The sequence below is a fragment of the Brevundimonas sp. Root1423 genome (assembly GCF_001426805.1).
Genome location: NZ_LMFL01000023.1, coordinates 126,274 through 141,639 on the forward strand (window position 1 = coordinate 126,274; position 15,366 = coordinate 141,639).

16 protein-coding genes are annotated in these 15,366 nt (G+C 68.6%); 7 read left to right on the forward strand and 9 right to left on the reverse strand.

The genetic code is table 11. The annotated features are described in order from the left end of the window. Window positions 1-12 precede the first annotated feature (12 nt). Window positions 13-486, reverse strand: coding sequence for a DUF4112 domain-containing protein (locus ASD25_RS13960; protein WP_056617788.1), 474 nt, complete (start codon window positions 484-486; stop codon window positions 13-15). A gap of 58 nt (window positions 487-544) precedes the next feature. Between ASD25_RS13960 and ASD25_RS13965 the strand changes: the two genes are divergently transcribed. Then, window positions 545-1,432, forward strand: coding sequence for an endonuclease/exonuclease/phosphatase family protein (locus tag ASD25_RS13965; RefSeq protein ID WP_235562730.1), 888 nt, complete (start codon window positions 545-547; stop codon window positions 1,430-1,432). Here ASD25_RS13965 and ASD25_RS13970 read toward each other — a convergent pair. From ASD25_RS13970 to ASD25_RS13995, 6 genes are all read right to left on the reverse strand, one after another. Next, window positions 1,413-2,630, reverse strand: a complete 1,218-nt coding sequence (locus ASD25_RS13970) for a CCA tRNA nucleotidyltransferase (protein WP_056617796.1) — start codon at window positions 2,628-2,630, stop codon at window positions 1,413-1,415. The genes ASD25_RS13965 and ASD25_RS13970 overlap by 20 nt on opposite strands. Continuing rightward, window positions 2,627-3,289 carry a CoA pyrophosphatase gene (locus ASD25_RS13975; protein ID WP_056617799.1) on the reverse strand — a complete coding sequence of 221 codons (663 nt, stop codon included), beginning with the start codon at window positions 3,287-3,289 and terminating at the stop codon, window positions 2,627-2,629. Before ASD25_RS13975 ends, ASD25_RS13970 begins: the two co-directional genes overlap by 4 nt. Beyond that, on the reverse strand, window positions 3,286-3,852 hold the full coding sequence (locus ASD25_RS13980) for a DUF1285 domain-containing protein (protein ID WP_056617802.1): 567 nt from the start codon (window positions 3,850-3,852) through the stop codon (window positions 3,286-3,288). Before ASD25_RS13980 ends, ASD25_RS13975 begins: the two co-directional genes overlap by 4 nt. A 184-nt stretch (window positions 3,853-4,036) precedes the next feature. Beyond that, window positions 4,037-4,522, reverse strand: coding sequence for a GNAT family N-acetyltransferase (locus tag ASD25_RS13985; RefSeq protein WP_056619134.1), 486 nt, complete (start codon window positions 4,520-4,522; stop codon window positions 4,037-4,039). A 34-nt stretch (window positions 4,523-4,556) separates the two neighbouring features. Continuing rightward, window positions 4,557-5,330 (reverse strand): enoyl-CoA hydratase, encoded by a 774-nt coding sequence (locus ASD25_RS13990; protein ID WP_056617805.1) that lies wholly within the window; start codon window positions 5,328-5,330, stop codon window positions 4,557-4,559. Beyond that, the gene (locus ASD25_RS13995; protein WP_056617807.1) at window positions 5,327-6,418 is read right to left on the reverse strand and encodes an MBL fold metallo-hydrolase; all 1,092 of its coding nucleotides are present in this window, start codon (window positions 6,416-6,418) and stop codon (window positions 5,327-5,329) included. The genes ASD25_RS13990 and ASD25_RS13995 overlap by 4 nt, the downstream gene beginning before the upstream one ends. A 140-nt stretch (window positions 6,419-6,558) precedes the next feature. Between ASD25_RS13995 and ASD25_RS14000 the strand changes: the two genes are divergently transcribed. From ASD25_RS14000 to ASD25_RS14025, 6 genes are all read left to right on the forward strand, one after another. Continuing rightward, complete coding sequence (locus tag ASD25_RS14000; RefSeq protein ID WP_200943634.1) at window positions 6,559-7,527, forward strand: hypothetical protein; 969 nt, start codon at window positions 6,559-6,561, stop codon at window positions 7,525-7,527. Between the two features lie 145 nt (window positions 7,528-7,672). Beyond that, window positions 7,673-8,665, forward strand: coding sequence for a hypothetical protein (locus tag ASD25_RS14005; RefSeq protein ID WP_056617812.1), 993 nt, complete (start codon window positions 7,673-7,675; stop codon window positions 8,663-8,665). Between the two features lie 104 nt (window positions 8,666-8,769). Continuing rightward, window positions 8,770-9,567, forward strand: a complete 798-nt coding sequence (xth, locus tag ASD25_RS14010; RefSeq protein WP_056617815.1) for an exodeoxyribonuclease III — start codon at window positions 8,770-8,772, stop codon at window positions 9,565-9,567. A gap of 3 nt (window positions 9,568-9,570) precedes the next feature. After that, window positions 9,571-10,086 carry a hypothetical protein gene (locus ASD25_RS14015; protein ID WP_056617819.1) on the forward strand — a complete coding sequence of 172 codons (516 nt, stop codon included), beginning with the start codon at window positions 9,571-9,573 and terminating at the stop codon, window positions 10,084-10,086. A gap of 60 nt (window positions 10,087-10,146) precedes the next feature. After that, window positions 10,147-11,055: a hypothetical protein gene (locus tag ASD25_RS14020; RefSeq protein WP_056617823.1), complete on the forward strand. Its 909-nt coding sequence runs from the start codon at window positions 10,147-10,149 to the stop codon at window positions 11,053-11,055. Between the two features lie 3 nt (window positions 11,056-11,058). Then, on the forward strand, window positions 11,059-11,994 hold the full coding sequence (locus ASD25_RS14025) for a glycerophosphodiester phosphodiesterase family protein (protein ID WP_056617825.1): 936 nt from the start codon (window positions 11,059-11,061) through the stop codon (window positions 11,992-11,994). Window positions 11,995-12,156: 162 nt separating this feature from the next. Here ASD25_RS14025 and glyS read toward each other — a convergent pair whose 3' ends face one another. Both glyS and ASD25_RS14035 read right to left on the reverse strand, forming a co-directional pair. Next, window positions 12,157-14,361 (reverse strand): glycine--tRNA ligase subunit beta, encoded by a 2,205-nt coding sequence (gene glyS, locus ASD25_RS14030; protein WP_056617828.1) that lies wholly within the window; start codon window positions 14,359-14,361, stop codon window positions 12,157-12,159. After that, window positions 14,361-15,263, reverse strand: a complete 903-nt coding sequence (locus ASD25_RS14035) for a glycine--tRNA ligase subunit alpha (protein WP_056617831.1) — start codon at window positions 15,261-15,263, stop codon at window positions 14,361-14,363. The genes glyS and ASD25_RS14035 overlap by 1 nt, the downstream gene beginning before the upstream one ends. Window positions 15,264-15,366 lie beyond the last annotated feature (103 nt).

The following is a 15,366-nucleotide window of genomic DNA, read 5'->3' on the forward strand; positions in this document are numbered from 1 at the left end:
TTCGTCAAGTCGTCAGTCATGCAAATAAACGATGCGGCGCAGTTTCGGATTCCGCCGCATGTCCGCGACATGCCGTTCGTGTTCGCCGGAGGCGCGGGCCTCGCGCTCGCTCGCCTCGACCCAGTGGGTGGTCTCGATGTCCTTCTGCAGCGCCTTGGCCGCCATCAGGTGTCCGGGGAAGAAGAAGTCGACCACGTCGGGCGCGAACGGGATCACCTCGCCGACCGCCGTCGTGGCGCTGTCCAGGCCCAGATAGCCGACCATGCGCATCAGGGTGGATGGCGTCGCCTTGGCCTTGCCCGCCTGGATCAGAAGCCAGCCCGCCGCGCCCACGCTGTAGACCGTGCCCACAACGGGAATCCACGTCAGCAGACCGTCGAGACCAATGCCGAACGGGCCGATGCCGACGGCCCGGTCCGACAGTTTCTTGACGCCCTCGACATTGGACCAGATCTTCTCGATATCCGCGACGGACCGTCTGGCCATGCCTGCCCCTCTCCAGTTAAGCGAGACCGTAACGCGCCATGAGTTGGCGGGACCGTTGGTGCTGGGTTTGCTGGCGCTGTCCGGAATCGGCCATCGCTGGGTGGACGTCCTGTTCCAGTTCACCGCCCCGGTGCTGATCGTGACCGCCCTGCTGACAGCAGCTCTGATCGGCGCCCGGATGTGGGCGGGAACGCTTCTGGGACTGGCGGCGATCACCGCACTCGCTTTGGCGGTGGCTCCGCAGTGGTTTCCCGCTTCGACACCGCCCCGCCCCGGCGCGCCCGTGGTGCGGCTGTATTCCGCCAATCTGCAGGCGCTGAACACGGACATCGACTCAATCAGAATCTCGATCTTCGCGGCCCAGCCCGACATCGTCGCGCTGATCGAGGTCGGAGACGCGCCCGCCGCGCGGGTGGGCCAGATTCTGCAGGACTATCCGTACAGGATCGTGAGTCCGCGGATCGACCGGCCCAGCGGCGCCGCGCGGTCGGTCATAGCCTCGCGCTGGCCGCTGACGGTGATCCGTGACCGGCCCGATGGCCTGCATGCTGTCGGCGCAAAAGTCCGGTCGCCCATGGGCGCGCTCAATGTGCTGGGTGTCCACCTGACCCGTCCGTGGCCGTTTCAGGAGCAATGGGGTCAGATCAGCCAGACCATGGCGCTGGACGCCGTCGTTTCGGACCTGAGCGGCCCGGTGATTGTCGCAGGCGACTTTAACAGCGTGTCGAGCGCCCGCATCGGTCGCCAGATCCGGCGCGACCTCGACCTGAGTCCCGCCCCCGGTTTCCCAGGTACATGGCCGAGCAGCGTACCGTCCTTCTTCGCCGTGACCATCGATCAGGTTTATCGCTCGCCCGATCTCGCGATCATCAACCGCCGGCTTGGCCGCCCCACGGGTTCCGACCACCGGCCGGTGGTGACGGACATCACCCTCGCTGCGAGGTGACCAGGGCGGCCAGCCGTTCGGCGTGACCCTCGACGGGGAAGTCGTCGGCGATCCAGTTCTCCTCGAACGCCTTGAGGAGCCGGCCGGTCTCAGGGCCCGGCTCGACGCCCAGTTTCGCAACCTGACGCCCTCCGACGGGCAGGCGCGGCGGGCTCCAGTCCTGAACCAGACCGATCAGGCGGCGGGCGTCATCGGCCCGTAAGGGCGCTTCGGTCCAGCGCCGGTGAAGGGCGTCCGTGACCGCGCGAGACCCATGACGATAGACCGCAGCCCGAGCCGCGGCATCGCTCATCGACAGGTCTGCGACCGTATCGGCCAGCGCCGAACCGACCAGCCGGTCCCGTGTGGCGTTGGCGAACCGGAGACGGGCCGAGACGGTCGTCACGACCTCCGCCTCCGCCGGGAACAGCGCCATCAGCCGCACGACCGGATCATCCGACAAGCCGACGACGGCGTCGAACAGGGTCAGTGACGCCTCGGGCAGGAGCTGTTCCAGCACCCCGGCCTCGCCCATGGCCGCCATGGCCGGGCGCGGATCGGGCGCGGCCAGCAGCTTCATCAGTTCCTTCGACACCCGCTCGGCCGACAGCCGGCTCATTCCCGGCGCCAGCTTGCGGCAGGCCTCGAGCGCCGCCGCGTCGGGCTCGCCCCGGCCGTACCAGGCGAAGAAGCGGAAGAAACGCAGGATGCGCAGGTAGTCCTCGGTGATCCGGGTCTCCGGGTCGCCGACGAAGACGATGCGGCCCGCCTCGGCGTCCGCCACGCCGTGGCCGGTTGGATCGAACACCTGGCCGTCGGCGTCGGCGTAGAGGGCGTTCAGGCGGAAATCCCGACGCGCGGCGTCCTCGGACCAGTCGTCGGTGAAGGCCACGGTGGCGTTGCGACCGTCAGTCGAGACGTCGCGCCGCAGGGTGGTGATCTCGAACGGCGTCCGCTCCGTCACGGCCGTCACCGTGCCGTGGGCGATGCCGGTCGGCACGGCCTTCAGACCCGCGGCGCGGATCGCCTTGTCCGTCTCCTCCGGCTTCAGCGTCGTGGCGATGTCGATGTCGTCGACCGGCGCCCCGATCAGGGCGTTGCGTACGGAGCCCCCGACGAAGCGCGCGCAGCCGGACCCTCCCGCCGCCTCCAGCGCCGCCATGACCGCCCGGGTGGACGAGGCCGTCAGCCATGGCTGGTCCGTCAGCCGCACGGTCATGCCGCATCCTCCGCCGCCGCCGCTTCGGGCGCGGCCTCGCAGTCGTACAGCCGCGCGTGCAGCGCCCGGATGACCCCCGCCGTCACGCCCCAGATATAGCGTTCGCCATAGGGCATGGCCCAGTACCAGCGGCGCGGCTGGCCCTCGCGATCCCACGCGTCCCGGCGGTGGTTGGCGACATCCATCAGGAAGTCCCACGGGACCTCGAACACCTCGGCCACCTCGTCCGGGGCCGGGTTGGTGTCGGGGTGCTCGGTCAGCCACCCGATCACCGGCGTGATCAGAAATCCGGTCCCCGTCTCATAGGCGTCGCCGACGCCCAGAACCTCGACCCTGGTCGGATCGAGGGCGACCTCCTCCATCGCTTCCCGCAGGGCGGCTTCGACAGCGGTCTCGCCCGGGTCCAGCCGACCGCCGGGAAAAGCGATCTGCCCGGTATGGTTGGCCAGGCTGTCGGCGCGGCGGGTCAGCAGAACGGTCGCGCCTTCCGGCCCGGCGATAACGGGAATCAGCACCGCCGCCGGCCGCAGCGTTCGCTCGGGCCGCGCCGTCCCGGGGTTCAGGTCGAAGTCCGAGCGTGTGGCGGCGCCGTCCGGGCTCCAGCCCGAGGCCGGCTCCAGTTTCTCGATCAGCCGCGCGCGCAGGGTGGACAGGCTCATTCGACGCCCGCCCCGAGGGGCCCCAGCGCGAAGGCCTCGCCGTTCGACCGCACCATCAACCGCCCTTCCTCGACATCCGCCATCTCGACCAATTCGTAGAAGACGGGCCGCGCGATCCGCGCCCACAGATCGGCGCGCACCCGCACAGACGGCGACGGCTCGCCCGTCTCCGGATCGGTTTCCACGACGATGGGATGGTCGGGTCCGGCCTCCGCCTCGTCGCCGACGTCGGTGGTGAAGACCAGGGCCTCGCCGCGCCGCGTCACCGTCACCGCCCGGAACGGCAGGTCCTCGACCGTGATCGACAGCTTCTCGCCTGGTGTGACCAGCACATAGCCGTCGTCATCCTTGCGCAGGACGGTCGAGAACAACCGCACCAGTTCGGCGCGGACGATGGGCGAACCCTCGTGCATCCAGACCCCGTCGCGGCGGATGACGATGTCGATCTCGCCGCAATGCGCCGGATGCCACAGGTGAACCGGAGGCAGTCCGCGGCCCGGCGCCTGTTTCGCCGCCTCGGCGACGCCGGCCAGCCCGGTCTTGTTGTCGGCGGTGGAAGCCATGGGTCCAGACTTAGGCGTCGGGACGGCGACGGCAAACCCCCTTCCGGCGGCGCGCCCTACGTCCGCTTCTGACGCATGGGCGTGTTTTGCTGGCCGGACCCGGTCTTTGAAAACCGAATATCTGCACGAAAGCCGCGGCCGCTCGCCCGCACGATGCGCACGGTGTGAACGGTGTTTTCGGCTGTTAGCGCGCCGCCCGCACAAGACCGACGGGCGAACCTTCGCCGCGCCACAGCACGCGGGTTCGGTCCACCGGTCCCAACAGCTGCGCGTCAGGCGCGACCACAAAGCCGAACCGCTCGAAATAGCCCATGTCCCCGACCAGCAGGATGTCGACCCCGACCCGGGCGGCGTGATCGAGGCAGGCCTGCACCAGATCGGCGCCCAGACCGCCCTTGCGGCTGTCCGAGGCCACGGCGATGGGGCCGAGGAACAGGGCGGGCGTTTTGCCGACCGTGATCCGCCACAGGCGCACCGATCCGGTGACCTTCCCTGCGTCGCGCGCCACGAAGCCGGCGGCCACGCCAGCGCGCTCGCGCAGCCGCTCGGCCGTCTTGGCGAACCGGCCCGGACCGAAGGCGGCCAGAACCAGGGCCTCGACTGCCGCGGCGTCGGCGGGGGTCTCGGCTTCGATGCGCACGGGCGCGGGTTTGGGCAGGGCGTCGAACATCAGGCGGCGCAACTAGGGCCCACGCCCCCGCGAATCAACCGGCTTTCGAGAAGTCGGGCGCGCGTTTCTGGCTGAAGGCCATGAAGGCTTCCATCGCCTCGGGGCTCTTCATCTGGCTGCCGAAGGCCTCGCCCTCGCGCTGCATCAGGGCCCACAGGCGTTCCGAATCCCGCATCAGCGCCTTTGTCTTGCGGATCGAGTTCGGCGCGCGCGTCGCCAGCTTGCCGGCGAGCTCCAGCGCCGTCGCCTCGACCTGATCGGCCGGAACCGAGCGATTGGCCAGACCCCAGGCCAGAGCCGTGCGCCCGTCGATCGGCTCACCCAGGGCGAATATCTCGAACGCCCGTTGATGGCCCAGCACCGCCGGCAGAAGCAGCGACGACGCCGCCTCGGGGGCCAGCGCCAGATTGATGAAGGGCGCCGACAGCAGGGCGTCCTCGGCCACCACCACCATGTCGCAATGCAGCAGCAGGGTCAGGCCGATCCCGACCGCCCTGCCCCTGACCGCCGCCACCGCCGGCTTGTCCAGCTCGGCCAGCGCTTTCAGGAAGCGGAACACCGACATGTCCAGCGGCTCGCCCGTCTGCGATCCGATGGCGATGAAGTCAGCGATATCGTTGCCGGCCGAGAAGCTGTCGCCCTCGCTGCGGAACAGCAGCACCCGGACCGCATCGTCAGTGCGCGCCTGCTCGGCGGCGTCGGAGAGGGCCGCATACATGGCCTGGGTAATGGCGTTTTTCTTCTCGGGCCGCGCCAGCGTCACGGTCAGGACGCCGTCGGCCAGTTCGGTGCGAATATGGTCGGTCACGCCGCCTCTCCCTCGTTGATCATGGTCCACCAGTAGACGCCGTCGGCGTCCCGCGTCCGGCTGATCCGACCGCGTTGCAGCAGATAGTTCAGGTGCGCCAGCGCCTCGCCGGTCGCCATCCCGCGCACGCCATCCCCCACAGGCCGGGCGAACAGCGCGCCGAAGACATCGACCGCCCTTCTGGGCTCGCGCAGCGTCTTTTCCAAACGCTTGAGCGCCGTCATATGCCCCCGGATCAGCGCGTCCAGGCGCGTGTGCACGCCCCGGAACGGCTCGCCATGAGACGGCAACACCAGCACATCATCCGGGAAGACCGCCTTCATCCGCTCCAGCGAGGCCAGCCAGTCGCCCAGCGGGTCCGCCTCGGGCTCGGTCGGCCAGACCGACACGTTCGAGGATATCTTCGGCAAAATCTGATCGCCGCCCAGCACCACCCCGTCGGCCTCGCGCCACAGGCAGGCGTGCTCAGGGCTGTGTCCCTCGCCAACCACCACGCGCCAGTCCTGTCCGCCGATGCTGATCCGGTCGCCCTCGCGCATTCTTGTATAGCCCGAAGGCAGGGGCGAGACGGCCCGCCCGAACTGGCCATATTCCCGGCGGTAGGTCTCGATCTGAGCCTCGTCCCAGCCGGCGGCGCGATAATGGACGGCGCCCGCTTCGGGCGCCGGCTGACCGGTATCGGCCAACAGCATCCGCCCGGTCACATACTCCAGCCGGGTCATGGTCAGGCCGACACCGAACCGCTGACACAGCCAGCCGGCCAGACCGATGTGATCGGGGTGCATATGGGTGCAGATCACCCTGGTCACCGACCTCCCCCCAAGCGGGCCCGCCAGCAGCGCGTCCCACCGGTCGCGCGAATCCGGAATGTTCAGCCCGGTATCGATCAGAGCCCAACCGTCGCCGTCCTCGACCGCGTAGACATTGATGTGGCTCAGGGCGATTGGCATCGACAGCCGCATCCACAAAACACCCGGGGCGACGGCGACGGCCTCTCCAAACTCTGGCGGTTCGTCGAACGGATAGGTCAGGCCGCGCGTTCCGGGCGCGCCTTCACCGATTTCCGCTGTCACGACGCCAACGGCCAAGTCCGTCTCCAATCAAAACTAAGGGGTCTGGATTAAGCCAAGCCGCGGCATGCGTCCAGCGCCGTCGTGGTCTCGCCTTGACCAGGCCACAACTGCCCGCCAAGGGTGCGCCCACGGCTTCCCCCACCCGGAGTTTCATCGTGTTCCATAGAAAGTTGCTCGGCCTGGCCAGCGGCGCCATCGCCCTCGTTCTCGCAGCGGCCCAGCCGGCCCTCGCCCAGGACCCGAGATCCGAATCCGACCGCGCCTCCGGGACTGTCCAGGGCGAGCGCGTTGTGCCGAGCCGGCTCAACAGCCGCCCGCAGCGCACCCAGCGTCCGCAGCGCCCCGCCGCCGCCGCCGCTACGCCCGAAGAGATCAAGGCCGCCGCCCAGGCCCAGGCGACAGCCGCCGGTCTGACCTGCCAGGTCACCGAAGCGGTCAATCCAGGGGTCACCGCAGAGCAGGTGAAAATCTATGAAGCCGCCTGCGCCAGCGGCCCCGGCTATATCCTGATCGCCTCAACCCCGCCGCAGAGCTTCGACTGCCTCGAACTGGCCGGCACGGCCTATACGGCGCGCCTGCGCGACCCGGCCGCAGATGTGGGCCAGCAATGCGCCCTTCCCGCCAACCAGAACGGTCTGGCCGTAATCGGCGGCTGGGCCCGCGACGCCGGCGCGACATGCACGGTCGACGAGGCCGTCGCGATCGGCAAGAGCGACCGGAACAACATCGTCTATGAAGTCGGCTGCGCTGGCGCGGATGGCTACTGGCTCGAAAAACTCGAGGCCGGCTGGGAGCTGAAGGACTGCTTGCAGGTCGCCTCGGTCGGCGGAACCTGCCGCTTCACCACCGGCCAGGAACAGGCTGACGGTTTCGAACCCAAGCTGGCCGGCACCGAGGCCTCGGCCTGCGATGTGACCCAGGTCCGCCTCATGGGAACCAACGCCAACGGTCGTTTCTACGAGGCCAAATGCGCTGCCGAAGGCGAGGGGTATATCGCTCGCGTCAGCACGGAAGGCTCGACCCAGCAGATCTACCCCTGCGCCACCGCCCAGCGGATCGGCGGCGGCTGCACCCTGACCCCGGCTCCGGCTGCGGCGCCGGCCGAGACGCCTGTCGCCGAGTAAGCGGCGCGGCCTGAAGATGGAGAGGGCGTCCCGGTGTTTCATCGGGGCGCCTTTTTCGTCGTGCGACGAAGTTGCGACGACCACGGATTGCCCTGACCTGCGCCCCGAACACTAATCGGCGGATTTCGCAGCTCGGGTAGCCAAAATGACCTTTCTCAAATTCGCCGCCGCGACGGCGGCGGTTCTGATCGCATCCACCTTCGTTGTGGACGAAGCGCAGGCCCAAAGGGTGCCGCCCGATCAACAGCGGTCGTCGCAAACATCTGGCTCCAATCAACAACTTCAGGACCGGCAAAACATGTTCGAACGCGGTCGTGTCGAGCGCGACCTTCAGGACAGCCGCCAGCGCACGGACAGCCGCGGACGTGAGGCTACGCCCGAACGAGTGGCCCAGGCGGCCCAGGCGGCCGCCGCGGCCGCGGGCCTCGCCTGCCGGCTGAAGGAGTCAGCCCTGCTTGGCCTGACCAGCGACAACTACGATCTCTTCGAAATCGCCTGCGAGGGCGGCGCGGGCTATATCCTGACCAACGCCAGTCCGCCGCAGACGTTCGATTGTCTGGTGCTTTCCGCCCAGGCCGATCGCGTCCGCGCTGAAGGCGGAACAGTCGCCGCCAACTCGGTCTGCTCCCTGCCCGGTAATCAGAACAGCGCGGTGATGATCGCGGGCTATGCCCGCGAAGCGGGCGTGCCGTGTCAGGTCGATGCCGGCAAGGCGCTGGGCGCGACGCCGGAGGGCAATCTCGTCTTCGAGGTCGGCTGCGCCGGCGCGGACGGCTACCACATCGAGAAGACAGCCCAAGGCTGGAGCAAGACCGACTGCCTGCAGGTCACCGGCACGAACCTGACCTGCCAGTTCACCACCGTCCAGGAACAGGTCGCCGGCTTCCAGCCCCTGCTGGCAGGCACCGCGATCGACGACTGCAGCGCCAGTCAGATTCGCCTGCTGGCCCAGAACGACACGGGCCGCTTCATCGAGGTCAAATGCGCCTCGGGCGACGGCTATGTCGCAAGGGTGAAGGATAACGCCATCGGCCAAGTCTACCCCTGCGCGGCAGCCATTCGAATTGGGGGCGGCTGCACCCTGACGCCGGTCGCCGCCCCGCAGGCGGCCCCGGCGCCGGCGGGTGGCCGCCCGTAGGCTCAGCCGTTCCGACATGGCGCCCCGGGGTTCGCGCTCCGGGGCGTTTTCGTTTGCACGATGCGGCTTCACAGACCGGCCCGACACGCCGTACTCATGGCGACATGCGCATCGCCACCTGGAACGTGAACTCTGTCAACGCCCGCCTGCCGACGGTGCTGGCGTGGCTTGAGGCGGCCCAGCCCGACGTCGTCGGCTTCCAGGAGATCAAATGCCTGGACGAGAAATTCCCGCGCGAGGCCTTCGAGAGCCTCGGCTACAACGTCGAGACCAACGGGCAGAAGACCTACAACGGCGTCGCCCTGCTCTCGAAACATCCGCTCAGCGACGTGCGGCGCGGCCTGCCCGGCGTTGACGCCTCGGGCTTCGAGGCCGAGTTCGAACAGGCCCGCTATATCGAGGCCGTGATAGAGGCCCCGCGCCCGGTGCGCATCGGCTGCATCTATCTGCCCAACGGCAATCCGATCGGCACCGAAAAATTCGCCTACAAGCTGGCGTGGATGGACCGGCTTCAGGCCCATGCGAAGGCCCTGCTGCTGCAGGAAGAAGCCTTCACCCTGTGCGGCGACTACAACGTCATCCCCACGCCCGACGACGCGAAGAACCCGTCCGCCTGGGTCAATGACGCCCTGTTCCAGCCCGAAAGCCGCGCCGCCTTCCGCGCCCTGAACAACCTCGGCCTGTCGGAGGCCGGCGAACTCGGCAAACAGCCGCTCGGTACCTACACCTTCTGGGACTATCAGGCCGGCGCATGGCAGCGCGACCACGGCATCCGCATCGACTTCCATCTGCTGTCGCCGCAGGCCGCGGACCGTTTCGTTGGGATCGAGACCCACCGCGAAGCCCGCGACATGGAGAAACCCTCCGACCACGTCCCCGTCGTCGTCGAGCTGGAGGACTAGGCCGTGGCCGATGTGCTCCGGGTCATCCTGCTCGTTGCACTGGCGGCGGCGGCGCTGACCACGGCGGCTCTCGTCCTGGCATGGTGGATGGAGCCCGTGCGCCGCATGAAGCGGGCCCTGCTGAAGTCGCTGGGCGCCGTGCCCGAAGCCGAGGCGCTGTCGCCCGCCGAGGGCCGCGCCGCCGGCCTGGATTTCGACGGGGCTCAGGTCGCAGTGCTGTGGAACCGCGGCGGCTCCGGACTGGTCTACGCCTTCGAGGAGATCGAGGGCGGCGAGATCATCGTTGACGGCCATGTCGTGGCCCGCGTTCGCCGCGGCGAGGCTCGCAAGGCTCTCGACGTGCTTGCCCCCGAGGCCGAGCAGGTGACCCTGCGGCTGTTGTTCGCGGACGCCCGCCATCCCGAGTTCGAACTGGCCCTGTGGGACGCCACCCTGCCGGTGCAGACGGGCTCTCCCGGCGAGGCCCTGCGCCTCGGTCGGCGCTGGCTGTCGCACCTTGAAGCTCTGCTGAAGGGGTAGTCGCCGATCAGGAGGAGGGCTAGAAGCGCCCCTTCTGTTTCGCGTACCTGAGGATACCCCGTGGCCCGCCTGTTCGACGCCTACATCATCGCCGACTGGACGGCCGCCGAGGGCAAGAAGCTGGGCGACGGCTCGGTGTGGCTGGGCGTGGCCAAGCGCGACGTGCGCTTCCGCCTCTATACCGAGACCCACAACGTGGCCACGCGCGCCGAGGGCGAGAAACTTCTGGCCTCGCTTCTGGCCGAACATCGCAAGCGCGGCGACCGGGTGCTGGTCGGGTTCGACTTCAACTTCGGCTATCCGGCCGGCACGGCCGAGCGGCTGAAGCTGGCCGGGACGCCCGCATGGTCGGCGATGTGGAAATTCATCGCCTCCAACATTGTCGACAAGGCCGACAACACCAACAACCGCTATCAGGTCGCCGCCAAGATGAACCGGCTGATGACCGACGAGGCATGGCCCCTGTGGGGCGCGCCCGCCAATCAGGCGCAGCGCTGGCTGACCACGACCAAGCCTCCTGCGGGCGCGGGCGCCGACATCCCGGAATTCCGGGCGACGCAGGACGCGGTGCGCAAGGGCAGGCTACAGCCCAAGTCGGTCTGGCAGATGCATGGCGCGGGCGCCGTCGGCGGCCAGACGCTGGTCGGCATCCCCGCTGTACGCCGTCTGCTGGAGAGCCTCGGGTCCTCCGGCGCCGTCTGGCCGTTCGGGACGGGCTGGCGGGCGCTGGAGACGGCCGACGTCGAGCCGCTGTCGGCGCTGGTGGTCGAGGTCTATCCGTCGATGTTCGACGCCAAGCCCAACCCCGGCGAATTCAAGGATCAGGCCCAGGTCCGCGTCACGGCCGAGCATTTCGCCAAACTGGACGAGGCCGGAACCCTGTCGACCGCCTTCGCCCCGCCCAAGGGCGCGGACGAGGCCCTGATCTCGCGCGTCGAGCAGGAAGAAGGCTGGATCCTGGGAGCCTGACGGCTGGCCCCGCCCCTGATCATCGCGCATCGCGGGGCCTCGGGCGAACGGCCGGAGCACACCCGGGCGGCCTATGAGCGGGCCATCGAACAGGGCGCCGACTTCATCGAGCCCGATCTGGTGATGAGCCGCGACGGCGTGCTGGTGGTGCGCCACGAGAACGAGATCGGCGGCACCACCGACGTCGCGGCCCGGCCGGAGTTTGCCGCCCGCCGCACGTCGAAGACGGTGGACGGCTGGCCCGTCGAAGGCTGGTTCGCGGAGGACTTCACCCTCGCCGAGCTGAAGACCCTGCGCGCCCGCGAGCGCCTGCCCGAATTGCGGCCCGCCAACACCGCCTTCGACCGGGAGCCGATCCTGACGTTCGAGGAGGTGCTGGATATCGCCGCCGGGGCCGGCGTGGGCGTGGCGCCGGAGCTGAAGCATCCGACCTATTTCGCCGGTCTGGCCCTGCCGATGGAGACGGCCTTCGTCGCCGTGCTGGAGCGCCGGGGGCTGACGGGGCCGGACGCGCCGGTTCTGGTTCAGTGTTTCGAGGTCGGGGCGCTGGAACGGCTGCGGGCCCGGATCGCCGCGCCGCTGCTGCAGCTGGTCGCCGCGTTCGGCGGGCCGGTGGATCGGCCGGACCTGAGCTACGCCGCCATGATCACGCCCGAGGGGCTCGCCGGGGTCGCCGGATATGCTGACTGGATCGGCGCAGACGCGGCCCTGATCGAACCCGCGCCGCGCGCTCCGACGGCCCTGATCGCCGACGCGCATGCTGCGGGTCTCAAGGTTGCCGGCTGGACCTTCCGCGCCGAGAACGCCTTCCTGCCCGAGGGAGATCGGGTTGGCGTGGAGCCTGCGGCGCACGGTCGGCTGCAGAAGCGGCTGGCGCGGTTCGCAGGGTATGGGATGGATGCGGCTTTCATGGACCAGCCGGGGCTCGCCGCCCGGTAGCAGTGTTTCCTTGTCGTCATCCCGGCGAAGGGCGGGACCCAGCGGCGCTGGAGCGGAGCGACGGCGATGCCGGACACAGCCGCACTCCCGACAGGTTCGCGCTCGCGCGCGCCGCTGGGTCCCGGGGTCGCTGCGCGCCCCGGGATGACGACAGAAGGGTGGCTACCCCGCGACCTGCCCGAAGTCGGCCACCCGGCCCATGACGGCGCGAACCTGTCCCAGCAACTTCAAACGGTTCTCCCGCTCTTCGGCCACATCCGAGTTGACCATCACGCCGGTAAAGAAGGCGTCGACCGGCGCGCGCAGCTGACTGAGGGCGCGCATGGCGGCGGCGAAGTCCTCGGTCTCCAGCGCCGCGTCCACGGCGGTCGCGGCGGCCGCGGTAGCGAAGGCGAGCGTCGTCTCGGCCTCGGGCTGGTTTGGCAGGCCGGTGTTGACCATGCCGACAGGCACGGGCCCCTTCTTCTCCTCGGCCTTGAGGATGTTGGACGCCCGCTTGTACCCGGCCAGCAGATTGGCCCCGTCCTCGGTGGCGAGGAAGCCATCCAGCGCCTCGACCCGCCGCACGATGCGGACGAGGTCGTCGTCGCCGAGCGCGAAGACGGCGTCGACGAGGTCGTGGCGCTTGCCCTGATCGCGGAGGAGGACCTTCAGGCGGTCGGCGAAGAAGGCGAGTACATCCCAACCGAGGATCGTCAGGCCCGCTTGGTAGTCGCCAGCGCCGACCTCCCATTCGGACCCATCCGAGGTCAATTGGCTGGCGATGCGCACTCGATCAGCTTCGACCTCTTCCTTGCTGAGAATGGTCTCGCGAACGGTCGCCGCAGCGGCATAATTGCCCAGTTTCTGAAACCGTCGGATGCCCGAGAGGTACTCCCCGGCGACGAATGCCATATCCTGCAGCGGCATTCGGATCTGGTTGTCGAGCAGCAGCCGGATCACCCCCAGCGCCGCCCGGCGCAGGGCGAACGGGTCCTTCGACCCCGTCGGCTTCTCGTCGATGGCGAAGAACCCGACCAGCGTATCCAGCTTGTCAGCCAAGGCCACCGCCACCGTCAGCGGCGCGGTCGGCACCGAATCCGCCGGACCCTGCGGCTTGTAGTGGTCGCGCACCGCGTCGGCGACGGCCTCGGGATGGTTGAAGGCGCGGGCGTAGTAGCCGCCCATGACGCCCTGCAGTTCCGGGAACTCCCCGACCATGCCGGCGGACAGGTCGGCCTTGGCCAGACGCGCGGCCTGTTCGGCCTGATCCGGGTCGGCGCCGACCAGAGGCGCGATCTCGCGGGCGAGGGCGGCGATGCGGTCGACGCGTTCGGCCAGCGTCCCCAGCTTGGCGTGGAAGGTCACGCCTTCCAGTTTCTTCGACCAGACTTCGAAACCGGTCTTCAGGTCCTCGTCCCAGAAGAAGCGGGCGTCATCCAGACGGGCCGACAGGACGCGGCTGTTGCCGGCTGCGAGGGCCTTGCCGCCGTCTGTCGCCTCAACGTTGGCGACGACGACGAAATGCGGCGCCAGGCCGTGGGTGGCGGGGTCGCGGACAGCGAAATATTTCTGGTGCACCTTCATCGACAGCCGGATGACCTCCGGGGGCAGGGTCAGGAACTGCGGGTCCATGTCGCCCAGGATCGGCGTCGGCCATTCGGCCAGCCCCGCCACCTCGTCCAGCAGCCCGTCGTCGTCGACCAGCGCCAGACCCTTGGCGGCGCAGGCCTTCTGTGCGCCTTCAAGGATGCGCAGTTTCCGGTCGGCGACGTCGAGCAGGACGAACTGCTTCTCCAGCTTCGCGCGATAGTCGGCGAAATCCTTGACCGCGAACGGCTGGCTCGAACCGAGGAAGCGATGTCCCTCGGTCGTATCGCCCGACGCAATCCCGTCGATCTCGAACGGAACCACCGCCCCGTCGAAAAGGGCGACGATCCGCTTCAGCGGCCGGATCCAGCGCAGCGTGCCCGAGCCCCAGCGCATCGACTTGGGCCAGGGGAAGCCGCGGACGATCCCGTCGACCATCTCGGCGATCAGGTCAGCCGTCGGCCGGCCCTTCTCGCTGACGACCGCGAACCAGACGCCGTCTCGCTCGCTGAGCTGATCCTTCGTCAGGCCGGTCTTGCGCAGGAAGCCTTCCAGCGCCTGTTCGGGGGCCGAGGTGCGGGGGCCTTTCAGCTCTTCTCCCCGGTCCGGCGTCGCCGTAGGCAGGCCTTCGACCACCAGCATCAAACGGCGCGGACCCGCGAAGGTCGTCAGGGCCTCATATGTCAGCCCGGCCGCCTTCAGCCGCTCGGAGGCCATACGCTCGAGGTCGCGCGCCGCGCCCTGCTGCATGCGGGCGGGGATCTCTTCCGAGAACAGTTCGATCAGGAGCTGGGCCATTACGCGCGCCCCCTTTCCTGCTCGACCCATTCGGTGGCGCAGGCCTTACACAGATCGCGGATGCGGCCGATGTAGCTCTGGCGTTCGGCGACGGCGATGGCGCCGCGGGCGTCCATCAGGTTGAACAGATGGCTGGCCTTCAGCACCTGATCATAGGCCGGCAGGACCAGCGCCTGATCCTGCGGACCCTTCATGGCCAGCAGGTTCGAGACCTCGGCCACCATGTCCTCGAACCGGCGCTTCAGGCCGTCGACGTCATAGCCGTGGAAGTTCGCTTCCGACTGCTGGCGCTCGTTTTCGAGGAAGACCTCGCCGTAGGTGACCGGCTTTTCCCCGTTCACGCCTTTGGCGAAGACCAGATCGTAGACGCTGTCGACGCCCTGGACGTACATGGCCAGACGCTCCAGCCCGTAGGTCAGCTCGCCAGAGACCACGTCCACCTCGATGCCGCCGACGCCCTGGAAATAGGTGAACTGCGTCACCTCCATCCCGTCGCACCAGACCTCCCAGCCCAGACCCCAGGCGCCGACAGTCGGGTTCTCCCAGTCGTCCTCGACGAAGCGGATGTCGTGGAGTTTCGGATCGATGCCGATCGCTGCCAGCGAGCCGAGATACAGCTGCTGCAGGTTCTCGGGGTTCGGCTTCAGGATCACCTGATACTGGTAATAGTGTTGTAATCTATTGGGATTTTCACCGTAACGACCATCCCCGGGGCGGCGGGAAGGCTGGACGTAGGCGGCTTTCCACGGACGCGGGCCCAAGGCGCGCAGGACCGTCGCGGGATGCAGGGTCCCGGCGCCCACCTCGATGTCATAGGGCTGCAGAATCGCGCAGCCCTGATCGCCCCAGTACTTGTGGAGCGTGAGGATCAGATCCTGGAAGGCGAGCGGTTCGGTGGTCACAGGCAGGCTTTTTCGTCCGGGGAAGAAGGCCGCGGACCCTAGACGGGCGGCCTTTGCCGGGCAAGGCGAAGGCCCGCCTACGCTTCCTTAAGCGGCAGTGGCT

What these genes read in the sequence shown, in the direction of transcription:
- ASD25_RS14005 (WP_056617812.1), top strand. Translation starts at nt 7,673, where the DNA reads ATGACCTTTCTCAAATTCGCCGCCGCGACGGCGGCGGTTCTGATCGCA.
- ASD25_RS13960 (WP_056617788.1), bottom strand. Translation starts at nt 486, where the DNA reads ATGGCCAGACGGTCCGTCGCGGATATCGAGAAGATCTGGTCCAATGTC.
- ASD25_RS13975 (WP_056617799.1), bottom strand. Translation starts at nt 3,289, where the DNA reads ATGAGCCTGTCCACCCTGCGCGCGCGGCTGATCGAGAAACTGGAGCCG.
- ASD25_RS13970 (WP_056617796.1), bottom strand. Translation starts at nt 2,630, where the DNA reads ATGACCGTGCGGCTGACGGACCAGCCATGGCTGACGGCCTCGTCCACC.
- xth (WP_056617815.1), top strand. Translation starts at nt 8,770, where the DNA reads ATGCGCATCGCCACCTGGAACGTGAACTCTGTCAACGCCCGCCTGCCG.
- ASD25_RS13985 (WP_056619134.1), bottom strand. Translation starts at nt 4,522, where the DNA reads ATGTTCGACGCCCTGCCCAAACCCGCGCCCGTGCGCATCGAAGCCGAG.
- glyS (WP_056617828.1), bottom strand. Translation starts at nt 14,361, where the DNA reads ATGGCCCAGCTCCTGATCGAACTGTTCTCGGAAGAGATCCCCGCCCGC.
- ASD25_RS13980 (WP_056617802.1), bottom strand. Translation starts at nt 3,852, where the DNA reads ATGGCTTCCACCGCCGACAACAAGACCGGGCTGGCCGGCGTCGCCGAG.